Source organism: Streptomyces globisporus, from assembly GCF_003501885.1.
Lineage (GTDB): Bacteria > Actinomycetota > Actinomycetes > Streptomycetales > Streptomycetaceae > Streptomyces > Streptomyces globisporus_D.
On record NZ_QWFA01000142.1, the window covers coordinates 1 to 16,574 of the forward strand.

At 70.7% G+C, this 16,574-nt stretch carries 13 protein-coding genes and 1 pseudogene; 3 read left to right on the forward strand and 11 right to left on the reverse strand.

The genetic code is table 11. The annotated features are described in order from the left end of the window. The 6 genes and pseudogenes from D3105_RS35465 to D3105_RS23905 all read right to left on the reverse strand — a co-directional run. Positions 1-192, reverse strand: a pseudogene (locus tag D3105_RS35465) (hypothetical protein); the annotation flags it as partial. A 64-nt stretch (positions 193-256) separates the two neighbouring features. After that, positions 257-967, reverse strand: coding sequence for a ribonuclease HII (locus tag D3105_RS23885; protein ID WP_032789558.1), 711 nt, complete (start codon positions 965-967; stop codon positions 257-259). A gap of 119 nt (positions 968-1,086) precedes the next feature. After that, positions 1,087-2,898, reverse strand: a complete 1,812-nt coding sequence (locus D3105_RS23890) for a DUF4173 domain-containing protein (protein ID WP_118905106.1) — start codon at positions 2,896-2,898, stop codon at positions 1,087-1,089. A gap of 189 nt (positions 2,899-3,087) precedes the next feature. Further along, a complete protein-coding gene (locus D3105_RS23895) occupies positions 3,088-3,996 on the reverse strand; it encodes an ADP-ribosylglycohydrolase family protein (RefSeq protein ID WP_118905107.1) in 909 nt (302 codons plus the stop codon). 12 nt (positions 3,997-4,008) lie between these two features. After that, positions 4,009-4,668, reverse strand: coding sequence for a histidine phosphatase family protein (locus tag D3105_RS23900; RefSeq protein WP_118905108.1), 660 nt, complete (start codon positions 4,666-4,668; stop codon positions 4,009-4,011). A 121-nt stretch (positions 4,669-4,789) separates the two neighbouring features. Further along, entirely contained in the window at positions 4,790-5,395 is a 606-nt protein-coding gene (locus D3105_RS23905; protein WP_165891068.1) for a YdbC family protein, read from the reverse strand. Positions 5,396-5,483: 88 nt separating this feature from the next. On the opposite strand from D3105_RS23905, the gene D3105_RS23910 reads away from it, so the two are divergent. Continuing rightward, the gene (locus D3105_RS23910) at positions 5,484-6,440 is read left to right on the forward strand and encodes a DUF1152 domain-containing protein (protein ID WP_118905113.1); all 957 of its coding nucleotides are present in this window, start codon (positions 5,484-5,486) and stop codon (positions 6,438-6,440) included. Between the two features lie 146 nt (positions 6,441-6,586). Then, positions 6,587-7,123: a TerD family protein gene (locus tag D3105_RS23915; RefSeq protein WP_010072360.1), complete on the forward strand. Its 537-nt coding sequence runs from the start codon at positions 6,587-6,589 to the stop codon at positions 7,121-7,123. Positions 7,124-7,231: 108 nt separating this feature from the next. Here D3105_RS23915 and D3105_RS23920 read toward each other — a convergent pair whose 3' ends face one another. Together D3105_RS23920 and nrdR are read right to left on the reverse strand one after the other, a co-directional pair. Then, positions 7,232-10,129, reverse strand: coding sequence for a vitamin B12-dependent ribonucleotide reductase (locus tag D3105_RS23920; protein WP_118905110.1), 2,898 nt, complete (start codon positions 10,127-10,129; stop codon positions 7,232-7,234). A 166-nt stretch (positions 10,130-10,295) separates the two neighbouring features. Beyond that, positions 10,296-10,808: a transcriptional regulator NrdR gene (gene nrdR, locus D3105_RS23925; RefSeq protein ID WP_118905111.1), complete on the reverse strand. Its 513-nt coding sequence runs from the start codon at positions 10,806-10,808 to the stop codon at positions 10,296-10,298. 523 nt (positions 10,809-11,331) lie between these two features. Between nrdR and lexA the strand changes: the two genes are divergently transcribed. Beyond that, complete coding sequence (gene lexA / locus D3105_RS23930; protein WP_010072358.1) at positions 11,332-12,129, forward strand: transcriptional repressor LexA; 798 nt, start codon at positions 11,332-11,334, stop codon at positions 12,127-12,129. 115 nt (positions 12,130-12,244) lie between these two features. Here the strand turns inward: lexA and D3105_RS23935 are convergent, their stop codons facing one another. The 3 genes from D3105_RS23935 to D3105_RS23945 all read right to left on the reverse strand — a co-directional run. Beyond that, positions 12,245-14,215: an ATP-dependent DNA helicase gene (locus D3105_RS23935; protein ID WP_006128058.1), complete on the reverse strand. Its 1,971-nt coding sequence runs from the start codon at positions 14,213-14,215 to the stop codon at positions 12,245-12,247. 38 nt (positions 14,216-14,253) lie between these two features. Next, the gene (locus tag D3105_RS23940) at positions 14,254-16,218 is read right to left on the reverse strand and encodes an IucA/IucC family protein (protein WP_118905112.1); all 1,965 of its coding nucleotides are present in this window, start codon (positions 16,216-16,218) and stop codon (positions 14,254-14,256) included. A 60-nt stretch (positions 16,219-16,278) separates the two neighbouring features. Continuing rightward, positions 16,279-16,574 (reverse strand): GNAT family N-acetyltransferase (locus tag D3105_RS23945; protein ID WP_133305703.1); only part of this gene is annotated, 296 nt, incomplete at its 5' end.

The following is a 16,574-nucleotide window of genomic DNA, read 5'->3' on the forward strand; positions in this document are numbered from 1 at the left end:
GGTGGGGTGGGCGCGCTGCGCCGGGGGCGCGGGGCGCGCGGGGCCGGGGCCCGGACGGCCGGGACGCGGGGTGGCCGCTGAACGCGGACCGGGTACGGGACGGGGGGTCGGCGCGGTGCGGCCGGCGGCCGGAGTGACGCGGGGACCCTGGGCGCTCTCGGGAATCTGAGGCTCCTCGGAGATCAGAGGCATGACGGTGGTCTGGATGTCGGACGCCGAGGTCGTCGGCGCCGGGAGAAGGGGCGCGTGCGCGCGATCAGAATTCGAAGCCGAGCTGGCCCCCGCTTTCGAGTGCGGCCGCCTCGGCGGAGATACGGACCTTCTTCAGGTGCTGCCACCGGGGCAGCCCGTCCAGGTACGACCAGGAGAGGCGGTGGTGGGCCGTGGGCCCCCGCTCCTCCAGCGCGGCCCGGTGCACGGGCGAGGGATACCCCGCGTTGGCGTCGAAGGCGAAGTCGCCGCAGTCCTCGGACGCGGCACCGAGCTCGGCCATCATCCGGTCCCGGTGCACCTTGGCGATCACCGAGGCCGCCGCGACCGCGATACAGGACTGATCGCCCTTGATCACGGTGCGGACCTTCCAGGGAACGCCCAGGTAGTCGTGCTTGCCGTCGAGTATCACCGCGTCGGGACGGACCGGCAGCCCTTCCAGGGCGCGCACGGCGGCGAGCCGGAGGGCGGCGGTCATTCCGAGGTCGTCGATCTCCTGCGGCGAGGCGTCGCCCAGGGCGTAGGCGGTGACCCAGCTCCGCAGCACGGGTTCGAGTTCGGCGCGCCGCCGCGGGGTCAACAGCTTGGAATCGGTGAGACCTTCGGGCGGTCGGCGCAGGCCGGTGATCGCCGCACACACGGTGACGGGTCCGGCCCACGCTCCGCGTCCGACCTCATCGACACCGGCGACGGTCCTGGCACCGGTGGTAGCGCGAATCGAGCGCTCGACGGTGTGCGTGGGTGGTTCGTACGGCATGGCGCCAGCCAGCGTACGCCGCGAGCCACGACAGCAACACCCCGGGGCACCGTCCGTACTGCGAATCAGCCATCGGGGGCGCACCCTCCGAGCGGCGCTGCCGCCCGGAAGGCGGTTGCTCAGTACGGGTCGTAGCCGTCGTCGTCCGGCTCGTAGCCGTCGCGGACTCCGTCCGTGCCCAGGCGGTAGCAGTCCCGGCCGTCGCCCTGCACCGGGCGCTTCTCCAGGATCTCCTTCGCCCGCGCCTCTCCCCAGCTGGTCGCGTACCAGGGGGTGTCGGTGTGGAGAACCTCGCGCTGGATGATGCGCAGCGCGCAGGAGCGTTCCGGTTCGGGGAGTCGGTCCAGGGCCGGTACGGCGTCGGCGGAGAGGTCCTTGACGTAATCGATGTCGATGCCGGCCGACTCCCGGGACTCGTAGCGCTGGACGTTCTGTTCGGCGATCAGTCCGTCCGGCGAGAGCAGCCCGAAGGCCAGGACCCCGGCCGCCGCGCTCACCGCGATGGCCCGGGGCAGGAACCGGGCCCCGAAGACCCCGGCAGCCAGGATCAGGACCAGCACCACCCCGAGCCAGAGTTCCATCGCGGCCACGGATATCCGGAGCCTCGTGAGGCCGTACTCGTCGACGTACAGGTCCATGCGGCGCAGCGCGGAGGCGACGACGACGAGGGTGAGCACGCAGAGGGTGCCGAGGACGGCGCGCACCAGCGTCCGGTCCCGGCTGCCGCCGCGCGGTGCCCAGCGCAGGGCCAGGGCGATGACGAGGAGGGTGAGCAGGGTCGCCCACAGCAGCTGCCAGAAGCCCTGGCGGGCGTACTCGGCGTGGTCGAGCCCGGTCTCCGCCCGCACCTTCTCGTAGCCACCGAGGAGGACGACGAGCTGGAGGGCGATGAACGCGGCGAAGAGCAGGTTGAGCACGATCAGCGGAAGGGCCCACTCGATCCGTCCCCGCGGCTTGCCGGGCGACACGGTGATCCCGTCCCAGCGCACCGGGGCCGCGGCGGCGTACGCGGCGGCGAGCGCACCGGCCAGACCGAGCGCGAACAGGAAGATCCTCCAGGGGCCCTCGCCGAGGGAGACGTCGGGCATGAGGTTGCCCAGCAGGTCGGCGAAGGCGGCGTCCGCGCTCGCGAAGAGCGTCCCGAAGACCACCAGCAGCACGACGGCCACCGCCGTGGTGCGCAGGCCCGCCCCCCAGCGCGCCCGGGAGCCGTCGGCGCGGGCGCGTATCCCCCGTACGCCCCAGATGATGCCGGGGACGACCGAGTCGAACAGGCCCAGCGAGCCGATCAGTACACCCAGCCAGCTGCGGCTGCCGTGCAGGGCCAGTGAGCCGAGCGCGAAGGCGGAGACCACGGCGAGGAACGTGGGCCAGCCCGCGTCCCGGAGCGCGGGCACGGCGAGCAGTGCGAGGCCCCCGACCGCCCACGTCGCGGTCCATGGCCGCAGCCGGCGGCCCGCCGACCGTGCGGCGTAGAACGCCGCCAGTGCGGCGGGCACCGCCACGATCAGCAGGTTCACCCCGAGGCCGTCGCCCAGGAGAAGCGCGCTCAGGACGGCGGTGGCGAGGACCGACCAGAGCACGGCGGGACGGATCAGGGGCGGAGCGGGTGGCCGGAGCCGGGCCGTCACGCCGTCAGCCGTGCTGTTCCTGGCTCCGGGTGCCCCCGCACCGTACTGCCACGGGTTGCCGGGTCCGGCTGCCGGTGTGCCGGCGCGCGACGGTGCGTCGGCGGTCGTGGTGGTCTTGACGGCCTGGTCGGGCGCGGCGGTCGCGGTGGGCGCCGGTGATTGCGGTTCCGGTTGTGGTGCCGGTTGTGGTTCCGGTTGTGGTTCCGGTTGTGGTTCCGGTTGTGGTTCCGGTTGCTGCTGCGTACCGGCTTCCGGTGACTTCTCCGCCGGTCTGGACGCCTCGGACGGCTGATCGGACATGGGACCCCTCCCCCACCGGTTCCGGGCGCGGCCCACAGCCGTACGCCCGGCCCGGTGTCTCATTCGGCGCGCGCCCTCAAGATCAACCAGGGGCGGCGTGGCCGAAAGAGTAGTCCCGAACTCTCGTTCGCAGACACGCAGAGTGATCCTGTGGCAGGACCGTGACAGAGGAGCGGAGGAGCGGGACGGTCAGCGCAGGGACGGGGTCAGCCACGCGGGTGGCTCCTCCGTCTGCGCCAGCCAGTCGGAGGGCGGCGCTCCGGTCTCGCCGGACGCGACGACACCGCCGACGATGGCGCACGTCGTGTCGACGTCGCCGCCCGCCTGGGCCGTCACCCAGAACGCCTCCTCGTAGTTCCCGAGGCTCCTGGCGGCCGACCAGAGCGCGAACGGCACGGTGTCGTGGGCGCTGGTCCGGCGGCCGTTGCCGAGGACCGCGGCAACCGTCCCCGCGTCCTGGTAGTCCAGCATGTCGCGGGCCCGGCGCAGTCCCGCGCCGACCGCGCTGCGGGGCACGAGCGCGATGACGCCGTCGAGGAGGTCCTCCGGGCTCGGCGGCCCGCCGGGGGCGGCGGCGAGCGACGCGGCGGCGGCCACGGCCATCGCGCCGACGACGGCCTCACGGTGCTGGTGGGTGGTGTACGACGAGATCTCCGCCTGGTGGGTCGCCTGCTCGGGGTCGTCCGCGTACCAGGCGCCGAGCGGGGCGATGCGCATCGCCGAACCGTTGCCCCAGGAGCCCTGGCCCTGGAACAGCGCCGAGGACAGTTCCCGCCAGTCGCCGCCCTCCCGTACGAGCCGGAGGAGCCGGTTGACGGCGGGGCCGTAGCCGCGGTCGAAGTCGTGGTGCTCGGCGAAGGAGCGGGCGAGGGTGTCCTGGTCGATACGGTCGTGCTCGGCGAGCACGGCCAGGACCGAGCAGGCCATCTCGGTGTCGTCGGTCCACTGCCAGGGTCCGGGCGGCAGGGCCCGCTGTTGCAGCAGGGGGTAGTTGGCCGGAACGAAGAACTGGGAGCCCAGGGCGTCTCCCACGGACAGCCCACGCAGGCTGGCCAGGGCGCGTTCGAAGCGCCGCGCGGAAGCAGAATCAGCGGTCATCGCACAGCCACTCTAACCGGTACGGCCGTACGGTTCAGGGGTCCGCCAGCGCTGAAAGGGCCGGTCGAGGGTGTAGCGGCCGTTCTCACCCAGCAGCAGGGTCCGCGTCTCGCCGTTGCCCGGATTGGACAGGGACTCGAACTCCGCGACCGACCAGTGGAACCAGCGCATGCAGAACAGCCGCATCGTCAGTCCGTGGGTGACCAGCAGCACGTTCTCCGGGTGGTCCGACTCCTCGAAGCTCCGGTGCAGGCTCTCCAGGAACGCCCCGACCCGGTCGTAGACGTCGGCGCCGGACTCGCCCTGGGCGAAGCGGTAGAAGAAGTGCCCGTAGGCGTCCCGGTAGGCCTTCTGCAGCCGTACATCGTCCCGGTCCTGCCAGTTGCCCCAGTCCTGCTCCCGGAGCCGGGGCTCCTCGCGGACCCGGACGCGGACCGGGTCGAGATCGAAGGCCCGGAACGTCTCGTGGGTGCGGCGGTAGGGCGAGATGTAGACGCTCACCCGCTCGTCGCCGAACTGCTCGCGCAGCTGTTCCCCGGTCTCCCGGGCCTGCCGCAGACCGGTGGCGGTGAGCCGGAGCGCGTGGTCGGGCTCCCGCTCGTACACCGTGTCGTCGGCGTTGCCCTCGGACTCGCCGTGCCGGACGAGGACGATGCGCTGCGGTCGTGCCATGTCCCGAGCCTAGAACGGATCGGACCCGCGCGACCGGTCGGGGCGGCAGGAGGGTGCCGCGCGGGTCACGCCGTCCAGGAGGGCCCCCGGAGCCACACCGTCCATGAGCGGGCCGCGCGAGTCACACCGTCCAGGACGGTTCCAGTTCCACGACGTCTCCCGTCAGCGCGATCACGTCCGTCTCGGTCTGCGCGCGGGCCGCCAGCCGCTCGGCCCCGGCCGCGCGGTACTTGCCCCGCTCGGCGCTCGACTTCCACAGGGACAGCGCCAGGAACTCGTTGCCCGGCGCCTCGCCGAACACACCGCGCAGCATGCCGGGCGACCCGGCCACGGCGGGATTCCATACCTGCTGCTGCATCAGCACGAAGTGCTCGGCGCGCTCCTCGTGCACCCGGCTGTGCGCGACCCTGGCGACGTCGGCCTCCGCGAAGTGGGGCTCGAAGCCCGTCTTCACGTCGAAGCGGCGCTCGAAGAGCGTGACCTGCATATCGCGGAACATGCCCGACTGCCCGGCCGCCAGCCGGTCGTGCCCGCGGGCCATGAAGGAGTCGTAGAAGACGCGGTTCTCCCAGAACGCGAAGACATGGGCGACATCGGGGCGCGTTCGGCTCCACCCGCCGCTCTGTCCTCTGAACCCCGGCTCGCCGAGCAGCCCCGCCCACTTCCGCTGCCCCCGCTCGAAACCATGACGGTCCACCACGGAACAGCGAATCCACTTCACCAGCACCGCGCCATCGTACGGCGCGGAACGTGGCACGCGTCACGGTCCCGGGGAGTGCACCCGAACCGGTCGTTCCGCTCCCACAATGATCACCATGACGACGCTGCACGCCCATCCCCTGTTCGACCGGCTCGCCTCCGCCCGGCGCATCCTCGTGGCGGGAGCGGGAGGGGGTTTCGACATCTACGCCGGGCTGCCTCTGGCGCTCTCGCTGATGCACCAGGGCAAGGAGGTCCAGCTCGCCAACCTCACCTTCAGCGCGGTCGAAGGCCTGCCGCTGGAGTCCTGGGCGGCCCCCGATCTGGCGCTGATCACCCCGGACACCTCCCCGCACCAGCCGTACTTCCCCGAGCGCGCCCTCGCCCGCTGGCTCACCCTGCACGGATACCCGGGCACGGTGCACGCGTTGGCCCGGGTCGGGGTCCAGCCGCTCCGCGCCGCGTACCGGGCGCTGATCGAGCGGTACGACATCGAGGCGGTCGTCCTCGTGGACGGCGGTACGGACATCCTGATGCGCGGGGACGAGTCGGGACTCGGCACCCCGGAGGAGGACCTCACCAGCGTCGCCGCGCTCGCCGGGATCGAAGGGCCCGAACGCCTCGTCGTGTCCATCGGGTTCGGGGTCGACGCCCACCACGGGGTCAGCCACGGTCTGGTCCTGGAGAACATCGCGGCACTGGAGCGGGCGGGCGCGTATCTGGGGGCGTTCTCCGTACCCCGTACGAGCCGGGAGGGCGCCCTGTTCCTCGACGCGGTCGCCCATGCCCAGGAACAGACTCCGGAACACCCCAGCATCGTCAACGGTTCCATAGCGGCAGCCGTACGAGGGGAGTTCGGGGACGTGCAGTTCACCTCGCGCACCCAAGGGAGCGAGCTTTTCGTCAACCCGCTGATGGCCCTCTACTTCGCCTTCGAACTCGACGGGCTGGCCGGCCAGTGCCTCTATCTGGACCGCATCGAGAACACGCACCTGATGCGTCAGGTCAGCAGTGCGATCGAGTTGTTCCGCGAGGAGGTCCGGCAGCGCCCGCCGCGCAGAATGCCCCACTGAGCATGCGGGCACGGCCGTCGGATGGCCCGAATCCGCCGTCCGATTCCGAGGCAGTTGGTTCGGCGGCCCGTTCCGTACATGATCGGGTCCATCGTGTATCGGGTGATGCGAACGGTCCGTGGGCCGTCAGCCGGGAGGGGAGTTTCTTGAGCACTCCGAACAAGGACATCGAGAAGGTCGAAGTGCGGGTCAAATGGGACCCCAGTCCGCACGGGGCGGCGGCCAACGACCTCGACATCATCGCGGCGACGTACCCGGCCGACGATCCGTACGGCGCCCCCGCCTACCTGGTCCACTTCGACAGCCGCTCCCCGGACGGCACCATCACCCTGAACCGGGACAGCCGGACCGGCCAGGGCTTCGGCTTCGACGAGGTCATGACCATCGAGCTGAACCGGCTGGCCGAGCGGTACGGGCGGGTGGTGGTCGGCGTCGCCATCCAGCAGCGCGACGGTCACAAGACCTTCGGCGCCATAGGGAGCACGGCGATGGAGATTGCCGAGGGCTACACGAAGCTGGCGGAGAACGACTTCTCCGACGTGGCCTGGGCGACCGCGGCGGTCGTCGGCGAGTTCACCCGGGACGGCTCGGGCCCCTGGGGCTTCCGCTCGGCCGTACGCGGGTACGACGGCGACCCCGACACGTTCGCCGCCGCGATGGGAAGCCGGGCCGCGGAGGGCTGACAACGGTCAGTTCCGGACAACCCGGGGGCACACCGAAGGGGACCGGCCGGTGGCCGGTCCCCTTCGTGAGCCGCGGGTCAGCTAAGACCTACGTGGTTCCGTTTCCGGTCAGCTGCAGCCGCTCGTCGAGCCGCAGCCCTCGCAGATGTAGCAGGAGCCGGCGCGCTGCATCTTCGTACCGCAGGAGAAGCAGAGCGGGGCGTCGGCGCTGATGCCGAGCTGCATCTCGACCAGTTCGGCCGAGGTGTGCGCGGTCTTCGGCGCCGCCTTCGCGGCGGACTCCGCGGGAGCCGGAACCGCCTTCAGGGGCTCGGCGTGGACCGGGGCCGACTGGGCCAGGCTGTCGGCGTCCAGGCCGTCCGCCTCGAACGACGGCTCGTAGCTGCCGGTGTCCAGGTGGCGCTGGCGCTCCTCGGCGGAGTGGATGCCGAGGGCCGAGCGGGTCTCGAAGGGCAGGAAGTCCAGCGCCAGGCGGCGGAAGATGTAGTCGACGATCGACTGCGCCATCCGCACGTCCGGGTCGTCCGTCATACCGGCCGGCTCGAAGCGCATGTTGGTGAACTTCGAGACGTACGTCTCCAGCGGGACGCCGTACTGCAGACCGACCGAGACGGCGATGGAGAAGGCGTCCATCATGCCCGCGAGGGTCGAGCCCTGCTTGGACATCTTCAGGAAGACCTCGCCGAGACCGTCGTCCGGGTAGGAGTTGGCGGTCATGTAGCCCTCGGCGCCGCCCACCGTGAAGGAGGTGGTGATGCCGGGACGGCCCTTGGGGAGACGCTTGCGGACCGGGCGGTACTCGACGACCTTCTCGACCGCCTCGCGGATGGTCTCCTCGGCCTTCGCGGTGACCTCTTCCTTCTCCTTCTCCTTGGTCTTGGCGGAGAGGGGCTGGCCGACCTTGCAGTTGTCGCGGTAGATCGCGAGCGCCTTGACGCCCATCTTCCACGCCTCGAAGTAGACCTCTTCGACGTCCTCGACGGTGGCGCTCTCGGGGAGGTTCACCGTCTTGGAGAGCGCGCCGGAGATCCACGGCTGGATGGCCGCCATCATCCGGACGTGGCCCATCGCGGAGATGGAGCGCTCGCCCATCGCGCAGTCGAAGACCTCGTAGTGCTCGGCCTTCAGGCCGGGGGCGTCGACCACGTTGCCGTGCTCGGCGATGTGGGCGACGATCGCCTCGATCTGCTCGGGCTGGTAGCCGAGGCGGCGCAGCGCCTGCGGCACCGTGCCGTTGACGATCTGCATCGAGCCGCCGCCGACCAGCTTCTTGAACTTGACCAGGGCGAGGTCGGGCTCCAGACCGGTGGTGTCGCAGGACATCGCGAGACCGATGGTGCCGGTGGGCGCGATGACCGAGGCCTGCGCGTTGCGGAAGCCGTTCTTGGCGCCGAGCCGGATCACGTCCTGCCAGGCCTCCGTCGCGGCGGCCCAGACCGGGGAGTCGAGGTCGTCCACGTGGACGGCCTTGGCGTTGGCGTCGGCGTGCTGCTTCATGACGCGCTGGTGCGGCTCGGCGTTGCGGGCGTAGCCGTCGTACGGGCCGACGACCGCGGCCAGTTCGGCGGAGCGCCTGTACGAGGTGCCGGTCATCAGCGAGGTGATGGCTCCGGCGAGCGCACGGCCGCCGTCGCTGTCGTACGCGTGGCCGGTCGCCATCAGGAGCGCGCCGAGGTTGGCGTAACCGATGCCCAGCTGGCGGAAGGCGCGGGTGTTCTCTCCGATCTTCTGCGTGGGGAAGTCGGCGAAGCAGATCGAGATGTCCATCGCGGTGATGACCAGCTCGACGACCTTGGAGAAGCGCTCGGACTCGAAGGACTGGTTGCCCAGGCCGTCGTCCTTGAGGAACTTCATCAGGTTCAGCGAGGCGAGGTTGCACGACGTGTTGTCCAGGTGCATGTACTCGCTGCACGGGTTCGAGCCGTTGATCCGGCCGGACTCCGGGCAGGTGTGCCAGGCGTTGATGGTGTCGTCGTACTGGATGCCCGGGTCGGCGCAGGCCCAGGCGGCCTCGGCCATCTTGCGGAAGAGGGACTTGGCCTCGACCTCTTCGATGACGTCGCCGGTCATCCGGGCGCGCAGCCCGAACTTGCCGCCCGACTCGACGGCCTTCATGAACTCGTCGTTCACCCGGACCGAGTTGTTGGCGTTCTGGTACTGGACGGACGTGATGTCGTCGCCGCCCAGGTCCATGTCGAAGCCCGCGTCACGCAGGGCGCGGATCTTCTCCTCCTCCTTGACCTTGGTCTCGATGAAGTTCTCGATGTCGGGGTGGTCGACGTCGAGGATGACCATCTTGGCCGCGCGGCGGGTGGCGCCGCCCGACTTGATCGTTCCGGCGGAGGCGTCGGCGCCGCGCATGAACGAGACCGGTCCCGAGGCGTTGCCGCCGGAGGAGAGGAGCTCCTTGGAGGAGCGGATACGGGAGAGGTTCAGGCCGGCGCCGGAGCCTCCCTTGAAGATCATGCCCTCTTCCTTGTACCAGTCGAGGATCGACTCCATGGAGTCGTCGACGGCCAGGATGAAGCAGGCGGAGACCTGCTGCGGCTGGGGCGTGCCGACGTTGAACCAGACCGGCGAGTTGAAGCTGAAGACCTGGTGCAGGAGGGCGTAGGCCAGCTCGTGCTCGAAGATCTCGGCGTCCGCGGGAGAGGCGAAGTAGCCGTTGTCCTCGCCGGCCTTCCGGTACGTCTTCACGATCCGGTCGATCAGCTGCTTGAGACCGGTCTCGCGCTGCGGCGTGCCGACGGCCCCGCGGAAGTACTTGCTGGTGACGATGTTGACCGCGTTCACCGACCAGAAGTCGGGGAACTCGACGCCACGCTGCTCGAAGTTGATCGAGCCGTCGCGCCAGTTGGTCATGACGACGTCACGGCGCTCCCACGTCACCTCGTCGTACGGATGCACGCCGGGGTTGGTGTGGATGCGCTCGATACGCAGACCCTTGCTCGCCTTGGCGCCCTTGGTGCGGGAACCTCGTGCCGGGCCGCTCGCCGTCTCTGTCATGCCGCCTCCCATATGTGGGCGAAAACGCCCTGAAGTGCCCAGATCTTCCCAGGCACAATGTGTGTCCGTTGCCCCGTGGGCCGCGCTCGGCCACGGGAACAGGTCTTCGTTCGCCCGGCCATCGGTCGGCGGAGGTGACTCCGGACCGTGACGGGCGGGGTACCGCTCAGTCGGCGGCAATGGCGGGCGCCGGGACCTCAAGGGTCTCGCCGCTCCCGCAGTCCTCCGCGGAAGGCCGCTGCGCACGCAGTTGCACGATGGCGGCCTCGAAGTCTTCCAGGGAATCGAACGCCCGGTACACGGACGCGAAGCGCAGGTACGCGACGAGGTCGAGTTCCTGCAGGGGGCCGAGGATGGCCAGTCCCACGTCGTGGGTGGTCAGTTCGGCGCTGCCGGTGGCGCGCACCGCCTCCTCGACCCGCTGGCCGAGTTTGGCGAGGGCGTCCTCCGTGACGGGCCGTCCCTGGCATGCCTTGCGGACGCCGGAGATGACCTTGGTGCGACTGAAGGGTTCGGTCACGCCGCTGCGCTTGACCACCATCAGCGAGCAGGTCTCCACCGTGGTGAAGCGGCGGGAGCAGTCGGGGCACTGGCGGCGGCGACGGATCGACGTCCCGTCGTCGGTGGTGCGACTGTCGACGACTCTGCTGTCGGGGTGCCGGCAGAAGGGGCAGTGCATGGCTCCCAACCCTCCTTCACACGCACGACTGAATAGCCTCTTCAGGGCCTTGTCCGGGCCCCTGGAAGCAGTCCCCAGCATAGGCGATGACCACGGCGCGCTTGAACCGAGACCACAACTTCTGGGCGACTGAGGCAATCCAACCACTAGATCTAGGGTCGGGTTGCGTTTTCGACCCCATCGCGTGTCGCGCGCCGGATCTCGCCGAGAGGCCGCCGCGAGGTCGCCCGGGGAGCGTGGGCCAGAGAAGAGGGTACGGGAAACGCGGGCCCGTCGAGCCGCCGGGGCTTCGGCGCCCGGACCCGGATGAAAGACTCTGCGCACAGGTCCGGATGAAAGACTTGGGCCGGTGCCGCGACAGGGCCGCCACGTAGGCCACGCGGCCTCCACGACGGCGCCCATACACCTGTCGACAGCACCGCGGCACCCCTCTATTCGTTTTTCACTCGAACGTGTGTTTGGCGCAACCTTTCGAAAGCTACTACCGTTGTCCAGCTAGGGAGAACATTCGAGAGGGGCCGACGTGACCACCACCGCAGACAGCGCCACCATCACCGCCCGGGACCACCGCTCCCAGAGCCGACTTGAGCCGGTGCATGCCATGAATGACTCAGTCACGAACACGGACGGGCCCGAGCCCGCACGCCCCGGACGTTCCATGCCCGGCAGGCCTCCCGGCATCCGGGCGGACAGCTCGGGGCTCACGGACCGCCAGCGGCGGGTCATCGAGGTCATCCGCGACTCCGTGCAGCGGCGGGGATACCCGCCCTCCATGCGGGAGATCGGTCAGGCGGTGGGCCTCTCCAGCACCTCGTCCGTCGCCCACCAGCTGATGGCCCTGGAGCGCAAGGGCTTCCTCCGCCGGGATCCGCACCGCCCCCGCGCGTACGAGGTGCGCGGATCGGACCAGCCCAGCACCCAGCCGACCGACACGACGGGCAAGCCCGCCGCGTCCTATGTGCCGCTGGTGGGCCGCATCGCCGCCGGTGGCCCGATCCTCGCCGAGGAGTCCGTCGAGGACGTCTTTCCCCTCCCCCGCCAGCTCGTCGGCGACGGTGAGCTGTTCGTCCTGAAGGTCGTCGGCGACTCGATGATCGAGGCCGCGATCTGTGACGGCGACTGGGTCACCGTCCGCCGCCAGCCCGTCGCGGAGAACGGGGACATCGTCGCCGCCATGCTCGACGGCGAGGCGACGGTCAAGCGCTTCCGCCGGGAGGACGGTCACGTATGGCTGCTGCCTCACAACGCCGCGTACCAGCCGATCCCCGGCGACGAGGCGACCATCCTGGGCAAGGTGGTGGCGGTGCTGCGCCGCGTCTGACGGCAGCGTCGGTCGGAGAGCCTGTCGGCCCCGGGACTCCCTAGGACGTCGATCATGACGTCGGTCCCGGGGCCTTGCCTTGCCCCGGGACGGCACAGTCGGCGAAAGGGCCTGTCTACGCCCCGTCCGCCTTGGCCTTGGCGTCGATGGCGGCCAGCGAGCGGCGCGCCTGGTTCCGGTCGGTGGTGTACCAGAAGTCCGGCAGCGAGGCGCGCAGATAGCTTCCGTACCGCGCGTTGGCGAGCCTGGGGTCCAGCACGGCGACGACCCCCTTGTCTCCCGTCGCCCGGACCAGCCGGCCCGCGCCCTGGGCCATCAGCAGAGCGGCGTGCGTCGCCGCCACGGCCATGAAGCCGTTGCCGCCCGCCTCCTCGACCGCCTTCTGCCGGGCGCTCATCAGCGGATCGTCGGGCCGGGGGAACGGAATCCGGTCCATGACCACCAGCTGACAGCTCGGCCCCGGGACGTCCACGCCCTGCCAGAGCGACAGCGTGCCGAAGAGGCAGGTCTCCGGGTCGGCCGCGAAGTTCTTGATCAGCTCGCCGAGCGTCTCCTCGCCCTGGAGCAGGATCGGCTTGTCCAGGCGCCCCCGCAGCTCCTCGGCCGCCGCCTTGGCTCCCCGCATGGAGGAGAAGAGCCCCAGCGTCCGGCCGCCGGCCGCCTCCACCAGCTCGGCGAGCTCGTCCAGCATGTCCGTACGCGATCCCTCGCGCCCCGGGGTGTTCAGATGCCGCGCGACATAGAGGATGCCCTGCTTCGGATAGTCGAAGGGGGAGCCGACGTCCAGCCCCTTCCACTGCGGGACGTCCTCGCCCGCCGTGCCCTCCGGGGCCAGCCCGAGGGACGCGCCCACGCCGTTGAAATCGCCGCCGAGCTTGAGGGTGGCCGAGGTCAGTACTACGGAACGCTCGGCGAACAGCTTCTCGCGCAGCAGCCCCGACACGGAGAGCGGGGCGACCCGGACGGAGGCGCCGAACCGGTCGTGCTGCTCGTACCAGACGACGTCGTACTCGGAGCCCTGGGTGATGCGCTCGGCGACGCCGTGGATCGACTCGACCGACGCCAGGGCCTGCTTGCGGACGGCGTTCTCGTCCTCGACCGACTTGTCCCGGGTGGCGCCGATCGCGGAGATCACCGTGCGCGCCGCGTCGCGCAGCGCCATCAGCGCGTATCCGAGGTCCTCGGGCACCTCTTCGAGCCGTCCGGGGAGCGCCAGCTCCATGACCCGCTCGAACCCCTCGGCCGCGGTCTGGAGGGCGTCGGCCGCCTTCTCGTTGACCAGCTTCGCCGCACGCCGGACCGCGCGGTTGACCTGGGCGGGGGTCAGCTCACCGGTGGCGACGCCGGTGACCCGGGAGACCAGCTCATGGGCCTCGTCGACGATCAGCACCTCGTGCGACGGCAGCACCGGCGCGCCCTCGATGGCGTCGATCGCGAGCAGCGCGTGGTTGGTGACGACGACGTCCGCGAGCTTGGCCCGCTCGCGGGCCGCCTCGGCGAAGCACTCCGCGCCGTACGCGCACTTCGTCGCGCCCAGGCACTCCCGCGAGGAGACCGAGACCTGGCCCCAGGCCCGGTCCGAGACACCGGGCGTGAGGTCGTCCCGGTCGCCCGTCTCCGTCTCGTCCGACCAGTCCCGCAGCCGCAGCAGGTCCTGCCCCAGCTTGCTGGACGGGGCCGCCGCCTCGAACTGGTCGAAGAGGCCCTCCTCCTCGTCCTGGGGCACCCCTTCGTGGAGCCGGTGCAGGCAGAGGTAGTTCGACCGGCCCTTGAGCATGGCGAACTGCGGGCGCCGGCGCAGCAGCGGATGCAGGGACTCGACCGTACGCGGAAGGTCGCGCTCCACGAGCTGTCGCTGGAGGGCGAGGGTGGCCGTGGCCACGACGACCCGCTCCCCGTGCGCCAGGGCCGGCACCAGATAGCCGAGCGACTTGCCCGTACCGGTACCGGCCTGGACGAGCAGGTGGGATTGATCGTCGACGGCCTCGGCGACGGCCTCGGCCATGGTGACCTGGCCGGGCCGTTCCGTACCGCCGACGGCGGTGACGGCGGCGTGCAGGAGCTCGGGGAGAGATGGCTTCGTCATAGCCCGCCCAGCCTACGGCGCACCGCTGACAACGGCGGTCACTCCCGGACGTGGGCGGAGGGGTGCAACGGGTTGGGAACGGTGCCGTGGATCGCCGCGTGCGGGCGGCTGGCCCGGTCCCGATAGCCGTCGACATGCAGGCGGTTGCGGTTGAGGCAGAGGCGTTCGATCTCGGGGGTGAGCATGTCGAACAGCTCGAACCGCTCCTTCAGCTCCGGGAAGCGGGCGTGGTGACGCACGATCTCCGCCCGGACGAGTGACCAGAAGGTGTCCTCGGAGACCCCGAGCTGCTCCTCGCACAGGGGTGACAGATAGCGGAAGACGCCGACGAAGAGGCCGGAGTGGATGAACTGGGTGAGGAAGGACGGCTCCTCGGTGAGGAGGACGGCACGCACCTCGTCGGGCATGGTGTCGTGTTCCGGCAGCGGGTGGGCGCTGACGTTGACGTCGTCGACGAAGTCCTTGATGGCGAGCCGTACGGGCACGTCGTTCTCGTCGAACACGACGATCGCGTTCTCGCCGTGGGGGGAGAACACGGTGCCGTAGCGGTAGAGGAAGTGCAGGAGGGGCGGCAGCAAGGCGGCGAAGAGCCGTTTCAGCCAGGTCTCCGGGGCGAGGCCGGAGCGCTCGACCAGCTCCGCGGTGAACGCGCGGCCCGTCGGATCCGTATGGAGGAGGGAAGCGAGCGTGCGGGCGCGCTCGCCCGGGGCGAGGCGGGGCGGCAGGGGCTCCCGCCAGATCGCGCCGAGCAGTTCCTTGTACTGGTAGGGCGCTTCGGGGAGGTGGTCGTACAGCGGATGCTCGACGGCGACGGAGGCGACCTCGCCGAGGAGGATGACCCGGCAGGTGTCGCGCAGGAAGGGGTCGCCCTCGCAGAGCCCCTGGACCCAGGCGGTGACGGCGGGGGCGGCGAGGGTCCGCGCGGTCGGCAGGCCGCGCCAGACCAGGGTGTTGAGGATGGAGAGCGGGAGCTTCACGGTGTGCCGCTCGGGCCGCTCCACATTGGCGAACGTGCGGATGGACTGCTGCGGGAGGCGGGCGTCGCCGTCGGTGTGCAGGGCCACGATGTCGCCGTCGGCGATGGCCGGGGCGAAGAGCGGCACGATCCACTCGTCCCACTGCCAGGGATGGACGGGGAGGTAGAAGTAGTCCCGCGGGTCGTGTCCCCGGGCCCGCAGCACGTCGGCGAAGGCGTCCCAGAGGTCCGGGTCGAGCTCTCCGGCGTACAGCCGGTCGGGGGTGGAGACGCGGCCGACGCCCCGGAACTGCGCGATACGGGTGCTGACCGCGATCCACGGCAGCCGGAGCGGGCTGCGGGTCTCGGGGGTGAAGCGGGCGGCGTCGGCGGCGGAGAACCCGAGCCTCCCCTTGCTCGCCACCAGCCAGGGGTGGCCGGTCTGGTGGCCCTCCAACTCCGCGTAGTCCAGGGCGGCGAGCCGGTCCGCGGTGAGCGCGGAGTGGTCGAGCCGGGCGTCTGCGGACAGCGTCAGGGTCAGCTCGCGGATGAGGTGGCCCAGCGTCGTCCCGTCGAGCCCGAGGAGATCACGGGCCCGGGTGAGGAAGGTCAGCGGGTCACGGAACGGGCGGGAGGCGGCGGACGAACCGTTGGACCGCGCGTCGGGCTGGGCGGCGGGCGAGCCATTGGCCGAGGTGACGGCCGAGCCGTCGGACGGGACGTCGGCCTGCGGGGCGGGCGGGCCTTCGGCACCGGCGGCCGAGGGCTGTGCGGTGATCTCGATCGACTCGGGGTCGACGCGCCAACTGCCGTAGACGCCGCGCCGGGCGGTGAAGGCGAGCGCTCCCCCGTCGTCGAGGGTCAGCCGGTGGCGCCCACCGGTCCCGGGCTCCGGAACCGGCTCGATGATCTTCTCGTAGGCGAACTCACCGAGCATCTTGGCGAGGAGCCTCGCTGCGGCCCGGTCCCAGATCTGCCGGTTCAGCTCCGGAGGGCTGAACAGCTGCGGGGACTCGGCTGCATCACGGCTCGTGGGAGATATCGGCACGGGGACTCCTCCGGAGGGAACCTATGAGGTTCGAGCGGTTTGGACGGTGCGGAGAGCAAGTCACAGCTGGGCTCGGTACGTTCGGTCGCGGATCATCAGCGCGGCACGTTTGTCGGGGAGATCCACTTCAGCGGAGAAGCGGAAGCCGGCGCTGAGGAACGCGGATACGGACGGGGTGTTGCGCAGGTCCGGTTCGGCGACGACCCGTCCGCAGCGCGGAAGGTTGTCCAGGACGAGGTCGGCGACGGCGCGGAGCAGCGTGGTGCCCACGCCCCGGCCCCGGTTCTTCACGCCCCCCAGGAGCAGGTGGACGCCGGTGTCATGGGGGCGGGCGGGGTAGTGGCGGGCCAGGGGGT

Excerpts from the sequence above, each read along its gene's own strand:
- D3105_RS23895 (WP_118905107.1), bottom strand. The coding sequence starts at position 3,996 with ATGACCGCTGATTCTGCTTCCGCGCGGCGCTTCGAACGCGCCCTGGCC.
- D3105_RS23910 (WP_118905113.1), top strand. The coding sequence starts at position 5,484 with ATGACGACGCTGCACGCCCATCCCCTGTTCGACCGGCTCGCCTCCGCC.
- D3105_RS23935 (WP_006128058.1), bottom strand. The coding sequence starts at position 14,215 with ATGACGAAGCCATCTCTCCCCGAGCTCCTGCACGCCGCCGTCACCGCC.
- D3105_RS23920 (WP_118905110.1), bottom strand. The coding sequence starts at position 10,129 with ATGACAGAGACGGCGAGCGGCCCGGCACGAGGTTCCCGCACCAAGGGC.
- D3105_RS23890 (WP_118905106.1), bottom strand. The coding sequence starts at position 2,898 with ATGTCCGATCAGCCGTCCGAGGCGTCCAGACCGGCGGAGAAGTCACCG.
- D3105_RS23900 (WP_118905108.1), bottom strand. The coding sequence starts at position 4,668 with ATGGCACGACCGCAGCGCATCGTCCTCGTCCGGCACGGCGAGTCCGAG.
- D3105_RS23885 (WP_032789558.1), bottom strand. The coding sequence starts at position 967 with ATGCCGTACGAACCACCCACGCACACCGTCGAGCGCTCGATTCGCGCT.
- nrdR (WP_118905111.1), bottom strand. The coding sequence starts at position 10,808 with ATGCACTGCCCCTTCTGCCGGCACCCCGACAGCAGAGTCGTCGACAGT.